This window comes from Cryobacterium sp. TMT2-15-1 (genome assembly GCF_004402345.1).
GTDB lineage: Bacteria > Actinomycetota > Actinomycetes > Actinomycetales > Microbacteriaceae > Cryobacterium > Cryobacterium sandaracinum.
In genome coordinates this window covers 1-13,975 of the sequence record NZ_SOGD01000005.1, presented here as the reverse complement: position 1 = coordinate 13,975, position 13,975 = coordinate 1, and the positions used below count along the sequence as shown (strand labels likewise).

Below are 13,975 nucleotides of genomic sequence, written 5' to 3'. Positions count from 1 at the left end.
CTTGGCGATGCTGACCACCAGGCGCAGATTCGATTCGATGAAGCGGTTCTTCGCGCGGCGGCCATCATGGGCAAGCCAGGCCAACTCGCGGGCCAAGGAGGGGTCTACCTCGCCCTGCTCGCTGCGTTGCTCGGCGAACAGGCCGACTTCGATGCGTCTGGCCAGGTCGACCTCGTCCTCGGCGGTGAGGAGCGAAACGCTGCCGATCTTTCTCAGGTAGTCGCCGAACGCGTCCGTCGCTGCACGGTTATAGGTGGCAACGGATGATGCATGTGCGGTAATGGTCATGGGTTCCTCCAGTTCGGGCTGGACCATTAGTACATATCCTGGGAGGGACCGCGTCGAGGGCCTTGACTCGGCCGCGAAGAAACCGAATAATGCTCGAGAACTGAATCAACCGTGCAGGGCGACATAGGTGATCAGGCCGCGCACCGTTGTGACAACCGCGTAGTCGCGCTCGGGGATGTCCACGCCTGTCGCCTCGTGGATCGTCTCGATCAGCCGCAGGAAGTCCAGCGAGTCGAGTTCCAGATCCTGGCGCAATCGCGCGCTCTCGTCGAGATCGTCGGTGTCGACATCCGGCGCAACTTGGCGGATGGCCGCATACACGGCCGTTCGGGCCTCCTGTTCGGTCTGTTCGGTCATAGCTCCTCCGGGTTCTGCATCAGTTCGTCGATCCGGGCGAGGAATCGCCCGCCGCGCAGTCCGTCGCTGACGCGGTGGTCGGCGGACAGGGTGGCCGTGATGGCGGGGCGCACGCCGAGCAGGCCGTTCCGGGCCCACGGCTCCTCCCGCACCCGGCCGAATCCCACCAGGGCGACCTGTGGCGGGTAGATCACGCCGAAGACGCTCTCGACGCCGAGTTCACCGAGATTGGTGACGGTCAGGGTCGGATCGGCCATCTCCGCGCGCTGCAGCCGGCCGCCGCGCGCCCGGCTTAACAGGTCCCGCAGCTGTTTCATCAGCACCTCCAGCGGCAGGGCGTCCGCGTCGTGCAGCGCGGGGGCAACCAGGCCGCCCCGGCGCAGTGCCACGGCTACGCCCAGGTGCACTGCGGCGCTCGGTTGGAAGGAACCCTCGGTGAAGAAGCCGTTGACCTCGGGGACGTCCCTGGCGGCCGGCGCGGAGGCCTTCAGGAGCAGGGCGGCCGGCACGAGCCACTCGGCGATCGGGCGGAGTTGTACTGCTCCATCCAGGCCAGTGCCGCCCGCAAATCCAGGGTGGTGCTCAGGTAGTGCAGGATGGTCTTCTTCGAGGAAGTGCGGTCCGGCGCCGGCTCTCACGGCGGCGACGGCGCGCCGAGTGGCTTCCTCGACGGCGAGCACGTCCATGCCGTCCACGGGCCAGGCGGGGATCTCGTAGGCCGCCGCCTTCAGGGCGATATCGGTCTGGGATTCCGAACGCGCGAGCGCTGTGCCCATGGCGTAGAGGTTGTTCTCGCAGCAGAACAGCACCGGCAGCTGCCAGAGGGCCGCGAGGTTGAGGTTCTCGTGGAAGGCACCCTCGGCGACGGCGCCCTCGCCGAAGAAGCAGGCGGTGACGCGGGAGCGGCCCGCCATCTTGTCGGCCAGAGCCAGACCGATGGCGAGAGGAAGACCGCCGGCGACGATGGCGTTGCCCCCGAAGAACCGGGTGGCCGCATCGAAAAGGTGCATGGACCCGCCGCGGCCCCGGCAGCATCCCTGTTCGAATCCGTACATCTCGGCCAGGATTGCGCCGGCGGCGACCCCGCGCAGTAGCGCGTGGCCGTGTTCGCGGTAGGTCGCTACGACGGCGTCCTCCGGTTCGAGCGTCGCCAGAACGCCGGCCGCCACCGCCTCCTCGCCGATGTAGACGTGCATGAACCCGCGGATCTGCGCGGCTCTGTACAGCTCGACGTACTTCTCCTCGAACCGCCGCACCCGTAGCATCTGGTGCAGCAGGCTGCGGGCGTGATCCGGGTTCGCTGCGATGCGGCCCGCGAACCTCTCGGCACGCACCGCCCGTTCCGCGCTCATCGGGGTACCTCAACGGTGGACGTGTCGCCTTCGGGCAGATCCAGTTCGCGGGCCTTGAGTAGCCGGCGCAGAATCTTGCCGCTGCGGGTCTTGGGGAGTGAGGTAGTGAAGTCCAGTTCCTGCGGCGCCACGGCCGGGCCGAGGCGCTTGCGGGCGAAGCCGATGATGTCCAGGCGCAGCGCTTCGCTGGGCTCCCACCCCGTCCTTAGTTCGACGAAGGCCTTGACCACCTCGCCCGCAACCGGATCCGGGATGCCGATCACGCCGGCCTCCGCCACCGCCTCGTGCTCCATCAGCGAGCTCTCCACCTCGAAGGGCCCGATCAGGTGCCCGGACGACTTGATGACGTCGTCTCCGCGGCCGACAAACCAGTAGTACCCGTCGAAATCCCGCCGGGCGAGGTCGCCGGTGAGGTACCAGCCGCCGACGAAAGTTTGCCGGTAACGTTCCTCCTCGCCCAGATACCCGCGGAACATCGACGGCCAGCCGGGCCGTCGTGCCAGCTCGCCCAGGGCATCCGGTTCGGTCACCAGCACGACCTCGCCGCCACGCATCAGCGGCGCGCCCTGCTGGTCCCGGGCGACCAGCGCTGCCTCGACGCCGGGTAAAGGCCGCCCCATCGAGCCGGGGCGGATGGGCGTGGCCGCGTAGTTCGCGATCATGATCCCGCCGGTCTCGGTCTGCCACCAGTTGTCGTGCACGGGTTGCCCGAACGCCTCCTGGCCCCACACCACGACCTCGGGTTGAGCGGCTCACCCACGCTGGCCACGAACCTCAGCGCGGACAGGTCGTGGCCGGCGGCCCGGTCTGAGCCGGCTTTCATGAGCATTCGCAGGGCGGTCGGCGCCGTGTACCAGCCGGTCACGCGCTGCTCGGCGAGCACCCGGTACCACCGGTCCGCGTCCAGCTCCTCCTCGTCGACGATGGCGGTCACGCCGTGCACCAGCGGAGCGATGATGCCGTAGGAGGTGCCCGTGACCCAGCCGGGGTCGGCGGTGCACCAGTAGACATCACCGGGGTGCAGATCGAGGGCGAACCGGCCGGTCGCGTAGTGCGCGGTCACGGCGTCGTGCACGTGGATGGCACCCTTCGGGGTGCCGGTGGTGCCGCTCGTGAAGTGCAGCAGAGCCATATCCTCGCCCTGGGTGGCGGCGATCTCGCCGGAGGGCGGGGCCTCCCGCAGCAGGGCCGCCAGATCGAGCGTGCCCGGGTCCGGATGGCCGTCGGCGTCGACCAGCAACACGTGCCGCAGGTCCGGCAGCTGGACCCGGATCGGCGCCACCTTCTTGCGGTACAGCGCCCGCGTTGAGACCAGCGCCCGGCCGCCGCCCAGCTGGAGCCGTTGGCGTACCGGCTCCGGCCCGAAGGCGGAGAACAGCGGGCAGAAGACGCTGGCATTCTTGAACGTGCCGAGCGCCGCGACGTAGAGCGCGGGAACGCGGCCGAGGAGGGAGAAGACCCGGTCGCCCCGCCCGATGCTGAGGCCCCGCAGCACGCTGGCGAAGCGGCCGGTCTGCTCGCCGAGCTCTGCATAGCTCAGGGAGTGGGTCGTGCCGTCGCCGCGCACGAAGCGCAGGGCCTCGTGAGTGGCCCTGGCACCGGCGGCATGCCGGTCAACCGCTTCGTAGGCGATGTTGAGTCCCCGACTGCCGGGCAGCCCCGAAAGAGCGTGGCGGGCCTCGTCCCAGGTGAAGGCGGCGCAGGTCTCGTCATAGTCGACGAGGTTGGGCGGCACCGTGAGGGCGCGAACATTCTTGGGGATGGTGGGCCAGCGTGTCGAGGCTTCGGTTCCTGCCGTCATGCAGCCCATGAAACCCCCGCGGGCGCGTGGGGCATAGGGTATCGCCATGGCCTCCTTTGAGCGGATTGTCGACGAGGGCGTGCTCATCGGGCTCTCCGCGGTGCGCATGGCCGTGAAGAACCACATCATCGTGGGGGCGCTGCGCGAGCACCGCGACTTCGCCGACGCCGATTACCCCGCGGCCGCCCGCTGCGAATTGGTCCGGCTGGCGACGCAGAACGAGGAAGATGCCGAGCGTGTCGGGCGGCAGCGGAAAGTCCTGGGTCGGCAGCGGAGCGCGTTCGAGATCACCGACGATGACAGGCTCCACGTGCGCCAACTGGCCTTGCGACGGCGGGTGCACCTGAAACTCGCCGGTGCCCTACGGGCCGTGGCCGCCGACGACGAGCAGGTCGCCGACCTGCTTGAGCGGGCCCGCACGGACGCCAGCGAGGAAATCGGCGCCGCGCTCGCCGCTCGGCTGGTCGAACAGGTTGTCGATCGTCGGGAGCCCGACTACGCGCAGCGGCGGGCGGAACGGGTGCGGGCTCTGGTGAGCACCGATCTGGCGGCGCTGATGTCGAACCGTCGGGCAGGGCTGGATTCCGGCCGCTGACGGTCTCCTCAGCGGGCGGTTCGGGGCGGAACCTTCTTCGCCACGCTGGACTTCGGCTGCATTGAGTCGACTCCGTCGACCGTGCAGTCGATGTCGTGGTCGCCCACGCCATCCTGCAGACGGATACCCCGCACCTTCGTGCCCACCGTGATGGCGGTCGCGGTGCCCTCATGCGTGGGTTAGGCCCGGCCGAGCCTACACATGGGGCCAACTCAGGACATCCGTCAGCCAAGTCCATCGGCCGCTACGGACCAGTGCGGAACCGGGGCGGATGTTCGGCCCGGCCGGACGGATCTCCTGAATTGGCCACAAAGCGCGCCGGATGAGCGGCAGCGCGTGCGCGCTTCGCACCTCCATCATGCGCTCCTCCCCGGATCCCGGACGCAGTCGACGGAGGCGTTGCCCAAATTGCCCGAAAATCCTCAAAAGAAGCCGATTTGCACCAGAATCTCCGTCGAATTGGCTGGACGCCGGGTAGGGAGTCGCCTGGGGTGAGCAGCATTCACTCGGTGCGGTGAGCTGTGATCTTTCGAGAGCGATACAACCAATCGATTCGGACTCGCTCGCCTACCCGTGCATTTCGGTCTTCTGGATCTGCCACTCGAGGTCGTCGGGGGACAGGTTGGCGTTCTTGAAGGCATCCGTCAGCGGCAGCTGCAAACGCAGGTCGGTGCCGAGGCACAGGGCAGCGGTGCCGGAGCGCAGCTTGAAGTCGAGCACGTGGCCCCCGGCCGTGCGGTCGTCGGTCAGGAAATGCGTGTGGCAGCCGGGCACGCCGATGCCCTGCTCGTAGAGCGGGGTGCGGAAGCCTGCCACGACGCCCGAGACGTCGTGAAGCTCAATGATCGCGTCCTCGTCGGTTGCCTCCACCATGGGGCGATAGGGCTTCTCCTGCTTGACGACCGTGCGCATCCGGATCCACTCGAAGTCGCCGTCGATGCGCAGGGCGTACATGTAGTTCTGCGACGCCGTCAGCTTGTCGATGAACGTCGACGCCTCCGCGCGCACGATGTTCTTCGGCAATTGGCTCTCGATATGAGGCACGAAATTCGTGACGACGGCGTAGGGCGTGTACGCGCCCAGATCGGCCTTCGAGACTCCGCCGTCGGCCCGCAGCTGATAGCAGATGCCGTCGATGATCAGCATTTCACCGTCGAGTCCGTTGAACGTGCCGAGTCCGAAACTGCCGCGGCCGAGCAGGTCGCGCACGGTCATCTCGTCTTCGTAGACGCCGTCGAGTAGCGCGCTCATCAGGCTCGTCTGGAAAATTTCGTGTCGGGTGACAGTGAATTTGCTCATTGCAGCACATCGCTTTCCAGATCGGCCATCAGGTCATCTCTATTGTTGCGGTAGTCGACGTGCACGTCGATGATGCTCGGTCCGGGTTCGGCCAGGGCCTGCGCCAGGATGCCGGCGAAGTCGTCGAGGTGCGTCACCCGGTGGCCGTGGGCGCCGAACGATTCGGCATAGGCGACGGCGTCGTAATCGCCCAGCTGCACGCCGGAGGTGCGCCCGTATTTGCCCATCTGCTGGAACGCCACCATGTCGTAGGTGCCGTCGTTGAAGATGATGTGGGTGAACGTCGAGCCGAGCCGCACGGCCGTCTCCAGCTCCATGGCGGAGTAGAGAAAACCACCGTCGCCCGACACGGACACGACTGGTGTGCCCGGGCGCACCAGGGTTGCGGCGATCGCCCAGGGCAGGGCCACGCCCAGGGTCTGCTGGCCGTTCGAGAACAACAGGGTGCGCGGGTGGTAGGTGCGGAAGTGCCGGGCCATGTAGATGTAGTGGGAGCCCACGTCGCAGAGCACCGTCGTGTCATCCGGCAGCAGTTCGCGCATCATCAGGGTGAGGTCGGCCGGGTGCACGCCCTCGGACTCGTCCCGGCGACCGGTGGGCTGGTCGGCGTGCGCGAGGCAGGCGCGCTGCTCGGCGACCTCGGCCGCGGCGGCGACCGGCATCGACAGCCCGTTGATCTGGCGAGCGAGGGCGTCGAGGGTCTCGGCGACGTCGCCGCGCAGTTCGACGGTGGGCCGGTAATAGTCGTCGAGGTCGGCGGCGAGTTCGTCGAGGTGGATGATCACGCGCAGGTGGTCTTTGTTCCACTTCGACGGTTCGTACTCGACGAAGTCGTAGCCGACGGTCAGGATCACGTCGGCCTTGTGCAGAAGGATGTCCCCGGGCTGGTTGCGGAACAGGCCCACGCGTCCGAGGTAGTGCTCTTCGAGTTCGTGCGAGATGACTCCCGCGGCCTGGAACGTCTCGACGACGGGAAGTCCGGCGACGCCCAGCAGACGGTGCAGCGCCGCGACGGCCTGGTCCGAACCGGACCGCGCGCCGGCGAGGATGACCGGGAACTGCGCATCCTTCAGCAGGGCGGCAGCGCGCTGCACGCTCTTGGAGGGTGCGGCGCCCAGCTGCGGCACCCAGTGCGGCTGCGTCATCGACACGGTCGTCGAGTCCGTGAGCACGTCGTAGGGGAGAACAACCGCGGCGGCGCCCTTGGGCTCCTGGGTTGCCTCGCGGAACGCGTTCGCGATTGCTTCCGGCACGTTGTCTGCGACACTCACCTCGCCGGCGGACTTGGTCACGGCGGACAGCATGCCCACGGCATCCATTGTCTGGTGGGTACGCTTCAACCGGTCGGCGCGCGGAACCGCGCCGCAGAGGGCGACCACCGGGTCGCCTTCGGTCGTCGCCGTCAGTAGGCCCGTCGCGAGGTTGGAGGTGCCCGGTCCGCTCGTCACCAGGACGACGCCCGGCTGGCCGCTCAAACGCCCGACGGCGGCGGCCATGAAGGCCGCATTCTGCTCGTGACGCACCACGATCACCTCGGGTCCGTCGTCGATGAGAGCGTCGTAGACTGGGTCGATCTTGGCGCCGGGAACGCCGAAGACCCACTGCACGCCGTAGGCCTTCAGGCATTCCACCACGCGTTCGGCGGAGCGGGTGGACGGAGCGGGGGTGCCGGCGTCAGAGCGCACGAGCGTGGTCTCGGTTGAGTCGTCGTCGCTCTGGAGCGATGAAGTAGTGGTCATAGTGATGCCTCCCGGATCGCCGTTCTGAATCGGCCTCCCCTCCATCGTCGCTGCTCGTTCAATAAGAAGCAACGCCGAGTAGCGATGCAAACGATCTGAAAATGAGATGCTTAGACCATGGAATTGAGACAGCTCGAATTCTTCAGCGCCGTCGCGGGTGAGTTGAGCTTCACGCGCGCCGGGGACCGGCTCACCATCGCCCAGTCAGCCGTCTCGGCCGGCATTCGATCGCTCGAAAGTGAATTGGGCATCGAACTGTTCGATCGCAGCCGCCGCCAGATCAGGCTCACTACGACTGGCGAACTGCTGCTTCCGAAGGTGCGCGACGCCCTCGACGCCGTGAACGAGGTGCGCGATGCCGCCCAGGAGACCACCCGCGCCATCACCGGGTCCATCGTGATCGGGCTGATGACCTCGGTCACGCTCGTCAATGTGCCTCGGCTGCTCGGTCTTTTCCGCGCCGGCCATCCGGGCGTCGGCGTGCGGCTGCGCGCGGCCCGGCGGGGGTCGGCCGGGCTGGTCGACGAGCTCGTCTCGGGCGAACTCGACCTGGCCTTCCTCGCCCTCAGCGGCACGACGCCGACGGCGCTCTTGGCCGTGCCGATCGCTTCGTCGCCGATGGTGCTGGTGGTGCCGAAAGGCCACCGGCTCGCCTCCGCGTCGGCCGTGGGCCTGGGTGACCTCGTGCCGGAGGAGTTCATCGATCTTCCGCCCGGCTACGCCAGCCGTCAGATCGTGGACGATGCCTTCACCGCTGCCGGCCTCGAGCGGCGGGTGATGATCGAGGTCTCCGATATCGGAACGGCCGCCGAATACGTGACTAACGGCCTCGGAGTGGCCCTGTTGCCCGAATTCACTGCCCACGACGCGCTCGACGTGCACCGGCTTCCCGTGGCGAATCTGCCCGATTTCACGGTGTACCTGGCGGCCTCGCGCAAGCGGCGGGCGTCGGCCGCCGTGCGCGCGTTCGTGGAGCTCGCGCTCGCCAGCGACGAGGCGCGCGGCTGATGCGAGGCGAGGCCGACGACGGCCCCCAGCAGCGCCGACCCGGCTGCGAGCCAGGGGTCGACGACCGGCGCCCACTGCTGAATGGCCGACACGATCACCACCGCGAAAACCCCGAGTGCGGCTCCGATCAGGCCGCCGAGTAGGCCGATGACCACGGATTCGACCATGAACTGGCTCGAGATGTCGCGCTTGGTGGCGCCCAGGGCCAGGCGCAGCCCGATCTCGCCCACCCTTTCCATCACCGACAGCAGGGTGACGTTCGCGATCCCCAGTCCACCCGCGACGAGGGCGAGCACGCCGAGGATCAGAAAGATGACGTTCACGTCGGCCTGCACGTTCTCGCGCAGTGCGGACCTAGCCGACGGGGCCTGTTCCTCGAAGTTTTCCGGAGCGTTGGGGTCCAGGGCGATCGGAGCCTGCTTCGCGACCACTTTGCCGGCGCCGAAAGCGATCCGGATCTGCAGTTCATCCGGGCCGGTCAGGCCGAATTCGACGGAGTTTTCGGCCGAGACGGCCCGGAAACCCGTGGAACCCGGCGCTCCGCCGCTGAGGAACACAGTCCGCGCGGGCTGCCGGATCGGAGCTACCGGGAGCCATGCAACCCACTGGGTTGGGACTCACTCTGTTAGCGGTCGAGCCCCGCCATACGTTCCAGTGCGGCTCGCATGATCATCTGGGCTGGGTCACCGATCACGTGATTGTTCAGGTACAGGCTCTCCGCCCATGACAGGACTTCCGCTTTGGTGAGCCCCACGGCCGACCAGTCCACGCCTGCTTCGGCGCGGGCTTTCGGTTCCCCGGTCTTTGGGTTCAGCCACACCCGTGCGATCGGGATATCCGGATCTTCGTGCTCCGGATTCCAGAGGAGCGCGATCGGGTGGTCAGATCCGTCGAGGTGATCGTCGGCGATGTAGCCGGACCCGAGCCAGGGGAGCATCAGTTGCTCGCCCTCCAACTCCACGTCGATGATTTCGAGCGGGACCGGCCCGTAATCGCGGGAGTACACCGGCAGCCCGACATGGTGCCATTCGGCGGCCTCGTCCGCGTCTTCCAGCAGATCCGGGAGGCGCGGTGCGACGTGCAGCACGAAGCCGGTCGCCCAGTCGACGAGGGCCTGAGTGTCGGCGGCCGGCCATGGACTGTCATCGCTCGAAGTTCCGTCCGCGTTGTGGAAGTGGTACTCGACTCCTTCTTCCAGGATGTCCAGGTGGAACTCTCCGTCGTCGAAGCCGAGGAAGATGCCGGCGACCTGCTCCTCGTCGTCCCAGTCCGCGTCGAATTCCGGGTGCCGGAAACGGGGGGGCAGCGGGGGGATGTCCAGGGGCAGCACGCCGAGGTCGAGCACCACCCGCAGCACGGTGTTCGGCATACGCAGTGTCGGGTCGGTCATGGTCTCGACGATACCGGAGGCCGCCGACGTGGGCGTCACAGAGTCGCATCACAGGGCCGGGTGTCAGTTCTCTTTCACTCTTGAACTTTCAAATCGACTTCGCACCAGGGGAAGACTGGAGTCGAATAAGATCATTGCCCCTCATTCTCTCATTGCATTCCGGATTCCGGCGGATGAGGAGTTCTCCGACGAACTGAGCGTCATGGTCGGAATTGGGCATCGGGGTTCCTCTACTTTGGGTGTGACGTGCGCAGTAGCAGGAAAGTGCGGTGGCCACTCTGACAAGCCGATCCGCCTCGTTTGCTGCGATCACGCGACCGTAGCGAGGTCCTGACCGCACCGTTCCCGTGCAGGGACAAATCAGAGCCCGATACTCAGATCTGCCAGTGAGAGGCACCTGACAGCCGCGACCGGGCTTGAGCGCCCTGTATCGGGGCGGTGAAGCGGGCTGGGCTGGAGACACCCACGGTTACGATCAAGCGGAGGCGAGGGCGTGCTGAACGTGAACATGGTGATGCCGGTTGGGAACTGTAAAGCAGTCGCAATCCCGTATGAGTGCATAATGATCGCACTTACCTCCTCGTGCGACGCATGGGTGGGGCCAACCCCTGTTCGCGCAACACGTACGTGATCTGCGTCGCTCAACGTCCGGGTTACGGCTGGCCAGCAGGGTCCGCGTTCAGCACGGTGTAGCGGACGTTCTCAGCGCGTTCAACGTTCACCACGACGCCTTCCTTCCACATGGCACCTTCGGCACTCGTCGTTGCGGTGATCGTTGGTCTTGCGAGACGTTGATCCACAGCGAGAGGGCTTGAAGGCACGAGGGTTCACTGTCGTCGGCCGATCTTGGAGTGCCCGGCTTGAACTGGTGGATCCGCCAAATCTGTCGAACTTCCACCAGGCGCTCTCGCGCGTTCGGGCCGCCGGACTCAGCGTTTCCGAATTGACTGTGACCTCCTCGGCCGAACTGTATGAGCTGGAAAAGACAAACAACGCCGACTACCCATTCACGCCAGCCACCCCGCACGAGCTGTTGGATGCCGATGCCACTCGAGACCTCTGGAACCGGGGCTTTCGCGTGTTTGGCGCGTACGACCGCGACAAACTGGTCGGGGCGCCCCTCAACGCACATCGCGATCGCCACGTGGAGACGGAATGCACGTCGGTGTTGGCCAGTCATCGAGGCCGCGGATGCCCTAGCTATGGCGTTGGCTATCCCCTTACGTGCGGGCTCCGGCGTGCAGGGCGATCGAGTCGCCAGCGCCCACGGTAGCGGTGAAGGTTCCGTCAGCGGCGACGAAGTAGCTTGGGCCCGAGCAGGAGCCGCCCGCGCCGGGGTCGCCGTGCTGAACGTCGCAGTAGCTTCCTGCGGGCAGGGAGGTCTTGAACGTCTGGCTGATCGCGCCACCCTCGTGGTTGATCACGACGAAGCCCCCACTCCCCCGACCGAAGGCGATCGCGTTGTTGCCGTTAGACCACCAGTTCGTCACCGAGGTGCCCGTCACGGTATTGCGGAAGGCGACCATGTTCGCGATCTGCCGCCAGGCGTGCTGGCACTTCCAGCCGTCGCTGTAGCAGGCGTTGACCGTGCCGCCAGTCGGCGGGCCGGCATCCGTGTTGCTGAATTCATAGCCCGAGTACACGTTTGGCGAGCCGTAGGGCCAGGCGAGCATGAAGATGTTCGCGAGCGTGTAAGTGTTGCCGTCCTTGTAGCTGAGGGTCGAGCCGTTGCGCTCGGTGTCCCAGTTGTCCACGAAGACCCGCGCCTTGTTGCTCGCGAGGTAGCCCCAGGACTCGCCCCATGTGCTCAGGTAGGCGATCTTGTCGCTGGTGAACATGCGTTTGAGGTCGAAGGCCCCACGGAATTCGTCGACATCGCCGGTCGAGGTGTATTCGCCCGGCTGGACCGCCTCGTTCCCGCCGGCGATGACCTCCTGCGCCCAGTAGACGCTCGAGTTGGTCAGCTTTGCCTTGATGGCGGCGAGGTCGGCCGCGGCCATGTGCTTGGCGCCGTCGATCCGGAAACCGTCGACGCCGAGGGCGCTGAGGTGGTTGAGGTACGCCGCGATGGTGGACTGCACGTAGGTGCTCGCCGTGTCGAGATCGGCGAGGCCGACGAGCTCGCAGTTCTGCACGTTGGAGCGGTCGCCGTAGTTGGTGATCGGGGTCCGGCAGGAGTGGAAGTCCTGGTTCTGGTAGTAGCCCGGGTAGTCGTACTTGCTGTAGACGGTGCCCCCCGTGCCCGTGCCGGAACCCGCACTCATATGGTTGATCACCGCGTCGGCCACGACCTTGACACCGGCGGTGTGGCAGGTGCTGACCATGCTCGAAAAGGCGGCCTCGTTGCCGAGTCGCCCGGCGATCTTGTAGCTGACCGGCTGGTAGGAGGTCCACCACTGCGAGCCCTGGATGTGCTCCTGGGCGGGCGAGACCTCAACGAATCCATACCCCTTGGGACCGAGGGTATCCGTGCAGGCCCGGGCGACCGATGCGAAGGACCACTCGAAGAGCGTCGCCGTGACGTCCTTGGCACCCGGCGGACTCGCATCCGCCCGGGGCGTTGTCACTCCTACATCGAGGCTCAGGGTCAGGACGAGGGCCAGGCCGGCCACCGCTGCAAACAACGGACGGGTTGATCTGCGCACGATGAAACTCCTTGTCGCGCGCGCCAGCGGACCACGCCGACGCACTCCATTGGGAACGGGCGATTGCGAGCGAGCCGCGGAAGCGGAACTCGGCAAACGAGGTACTGAACCCTCGGGTCACGCTACTGCAAGCGTTTGCAGTATTGCAAGCGCATGCCGAGGAATTGTGCGCCAGCCCCTTAACAATCGCCCGAGGGCTGGTGGAATCCTTCCGGAACGCCGGCGAGGGGTGCTCTCACCCTCGTCGGAAGTCCCCGAAAGCAGAGTCCCGAGGCGATGAAGCCGAAAGGCCGACCAGACAAGGACGGATTCCAGCGCTTCATCTATCCCACACCCGGCACCTACATGGCCATTGACCGCGCTAACGGGAAGCGAGTTAAACGCCAGACCCCAGCGAGCATCACCATTCCCGAGGATGCTGGAGCACGCGCCGCGAGGAATCAGGACCCGCGATTGCCGCTGAAGCACCTGCAGAAATTCGCGTTCAAGTCTCCTGAACACCGGAAGTACTTCGGCATGCGCAGCCTCGTCGAGTCCGCGACCAAAACACTGAAGTCGAAGAACTTCGAAGACCTCGCCAACGTGAGCAAACGCTCCGGCCGCGGGTTCGCTTTCAACTACCTCGCTGCCACCCTCGCCGCGGTCTCATCGAACCTCCGGAAGATATTCGACTACTTCGTCAAGACTGCCGAACAGGACTCCGGGGAGAACCTCTGCCGAGAACGCAGGCGCACGGAAGCCGCAGGAACACCATTAACCAGGCACATTGTTCTCCCGGCGCTGGCGCCGCCGCAGTAGCGGTCGCCGTCCCCACATTCCGCTCGAAACCCCCGCACTCGGAACGCTTCAGCCTGCCCACACGCAGGCTGATTGGCGTTTGAGGGGCCGATTCCGCGCCAAAAGGCCAAATCAGGACCGCGCGAGACCTTAAATGAAGAAGGCCGGCTAAGCATTTCTGCTCAACCGGCCTGTCCACTTGGGGTCACGTCCCGCTGAGTGGTGGAGTTTCTCGACACTGTGCGGGTCAGTGGATCCAGTTTAGGCGGCGGCGAGTTCGGGGAGTATCACCGCCTCGTCGAGGACTTCGATGGGGCTGTTCATGGTGGTCAGCTCGAGCATTGATGCTTCGGAGAAGTAGCGTCGTTCTCCGGCCTCCCACTCGTCGTGTTGCTCTATCAACACCGACCCGGCCAGGCGCAACAGGGCTGCAGCGTTGGGGAAAACGCCGACAATGTCGGTGCGGCGTTTGATCTCTTTGTTGACGCGTTCTAGCGGGTTCGTGGACCAGATCTGGCGCCAGTGTCGCCGCGGAAACCCGGCGAAGGTGAGTAGGTCGGGTTGTGCGTCGACGAGCATGGCAGCGACCTTGGGGTGCGAGCGGCCGAGCATGGTGGTGACCTCGCGGAACTGTTTCTCGATGTGTTCGCGGTCGGGTTGGGCGAAGATGGTGCGGATGATCGAGGCGACCATGTCCTGGGATCCTTTCGGGATCACGGCGAGG

General features: G+C 66.2%; 11 protein-coding genes and 4 pseudogenes. 3 read left to right on the top strand and 12 right to left on the bottom strand.

The annotated features are described in order from the left end of the window. From E3O62_RS00500 to acsA, 5 genes and pseudogenes are all read right to left on the bottom strand, one after another. Positions 1-315, bottom strand: a 315-nt coding sequence (locus E3O62_RS00500; RefSeq protein WP_304990526.1) for a sigma-70 factor domain-containing protein, incomplete at its 3' end; no start/stop codon positions are given. A 78-nt stretch (positions 316-393) separates the two neighbouring features. Then, positions 394-645, bottom strand: a complete 252-nt coding sequence (locus E3O62_RS00495) for an acyl carrier protein (protein ID WP_134395211.1) — start codon at positions 643-645, stop codon at positions 394-396. Continuing rightward, on the bottom strand, positions 642-1,154 hold the full coding sequence (locus E3O62_RS00490; protein WP_241973224.1) for a 2-oxo acid dehydrogenase subunit E2: 513 nt from the start codon (positions 1,152-1,154) through the stop codon (positions 642-644). Before E3O62_RS00490 ends, E3O62_RS00495 begins: the two co-directional genes overlap by 4 nt. 96 nt (positions 1,155-1,250) lie before the next feature. Next, positions 1,251-1,997: pseudogene (locus E3O62_RS00485) on the bottom strand (thiamine pyrophosphate-dependent enzyme); the annotation flags it as partial. Next, positions 1,994-3,798, bottom strand: a pseudogene (gene acsA, locus E3O62_RS00480) (acetate--CoA ligase). The pseudogenes acsA and E3O62_RS00485, both read right to left, overlap by 4 nt. Before the next feature lie 46 nt (positions 3,799-3,844). On the opposite strand from acsA, the gene E3O62_RS00475 reads away from it, so the two are divergent. Further along, positions 3,845-4,393 (top strand): hypothetical protein, encoded by a 549-nt coding sequence (locus E3O62_RS00475; RefSeq protein ID WP_134395210.1) that lies wholly within the window; start codon positions 3,845-3,847, stop codon positions 4,391-4,393. An 8-nt stretch (positions 4,394-4,401) separates the two neighbouring features. Here the strand turns inward: E3O62_RS00475 and E3O62_RS00470 are convergent. The 3 genes and pseudogenes from E3O62_RS00470 to alsS form a co-directional block, all read right to left on the bottom strand. Continuing rightward, a pseudogene (locus tag E3O62_RS00470) lies at positions 4,402-4,548 on the bottom strand (PhnA domain-containing protein); the annotation flags it as partial. A gap of 412 nt (positions 4,549-4,960) precedes the next feature. Next, positions 4,961-5,692: an acetolactate decarboxylase gene (gene budA, locus E3O62_RS00465; RefSeq protein WP_134395208.1), complete on the bottom strand. Its 732-nt coding sequence runs from the start codon at positions 5,690-5,692 to the stop codon at positions 4,961-4,963. Further along, on the bottom strand, positions 5,689-7,431 hold the full coding sequence (gene alsS, locus E3O62_RS00460; protein WP_134395207.1) for an acetolactate synthase AlsS: 1,743 nt from the start codon (positions 7,429-7,431) through the stop codon (positions 5,689-5,691). Before alsS ends, budA begins: the two co-directional genes overlap by 4 nt. 117 nt (positions 7,432-7,548) lie before the next feature. Here alsS and E3O62_RS00455 point away from each other — a divergent pair, with 117 nt between their 5' ends. Next, positions 7,549-8,439: a LysR family transcriptional regulator gene (locus E3O62_RS00455; protein ID WP_241973223.1), complete on the top strand. Its 891-nt coding sequence runs from the start codon at positions 7,549-7,551 to the stop codon at positions 8,437-8,439. Positions 8,440-8,456: 17 nt separating this feature from the next. Here E3O62_RS00455 and E3O62_RS17430 read toward each other — a convergent pair. The 3 genes and pseudogenes from E3O62_RS17430 to E3O62_RS00440 form a co-directional block, all read right to left on the bottom strand. Continuing rightward, positions 8,457-8,735, bottom strand: a pseudogene (locus E3O62_RS17430) (ABC transporter permease); the annotation flags it as partial. Between the two features lie 329 nt (positions 8,736-9,064). Next, the gene (locus E3O62_RS00445) at positions 9,065-9,829 is read right to left on the bottom strand and encodes a hypothetical protein (RefSeq protein WP_134395206.1); all 765 of its coding nucleotides are present in this window, start codon (positions 9,827-9,829) and stop codon (positions 9,065-9,067) included. 1,220 nt (positions 9,830-11,049) lie between these two features. Next, positions 11,050-12,474 carry an alpha-amylase family protein gene (locus tag E3O62_RS00440; protein WP_241973222.1) on the bottom strand — a complete coding sequence of 475 codons (1,425 nt, stop codon included), beginning with the start codon at positions 12,472-12,474 and terminating at the stop codon, positions 11,050-11,052. Positions 12,475-12,750: 276 nt separating this feature from the next. Here E3O62_RS00440 and E3O62_RS00435 point away from each other — a divergent pair, with 276 nt between their 5' ends. Continuing rightward, the gene (locus tag E3O62_RS00435; RefSeq protein ID WP_134397173.1) at positions 12,751-13,272 is read left to right on the top strand and encodes a hypothetical protein; all 522 of its coding nucleotides are present in this window, start codon (positions 12,751-12,753) and stop codon (positions 13,270-13,272) included. A 240-nt stretch (positions 13,273-13,512) separates the two neighbouring features. Here E3O62_RS00435 and E3O62_RS00430 read toward each other — a convergent pair. Further along, positions 13,513-13,975: transposase (locus E3O62_RS00430; protein ID WP_174720087.1), on the bottom strand; the 463-nt coding region annotated here is incomplete at its 5' end.

Bases quoted from the DNA above. Each gene is read 5' to 3' on its own strand.
- E3O62_RS00495 (WP_134395211.1), bottom strand. From the start codon at position 645: ATGACCGAACAGACCGAACAGGAGGCCCGAACGGCCGTGTATGCGGCC.
- E3O62_RS00475 (WP_134395210.1), top strand. From the start codon at position 3,845: ATGGCCTCCTTTGAGCGGATTGTCGACGAGGGCGTGCTCATCGGGCTC.
- budA (WP_134395208.1), bottom strand. From the start codon at position 5,692: ATGAGCAAATTCACTGTCACCCGACACGAAATTTTCCAGACGAGCCTG.
- alsS (WP_134395207.1), bottom strand. From the start codon at position 7,431: ATGACCACTACTTCATCGCTCCAGAGCGACGACGACTCAACCGAGACC.
- E3O62_RS00455 (WP_241973223.1), top strand. From the start codon at position 7,549: ATGGAATTGAGACAGCTCGAATTCTTCAGCGCCGTCGCGGGTGAGTTG.
- E3O62_RS00445 (WP_134395206.1), bottom strand. From the start codon at position 9,829: ATGACCGACCCGACACTGCGTATGCCGAACACCGTGCTGCGGGTGGTG.
- E3O62_RS00435 (WP_134397173.1), top strand. From the start codon at position 12,751: ATGAAGCCGAAAGGCCGACCAGACAAGGACGGATTCCAGCGCTTCATC.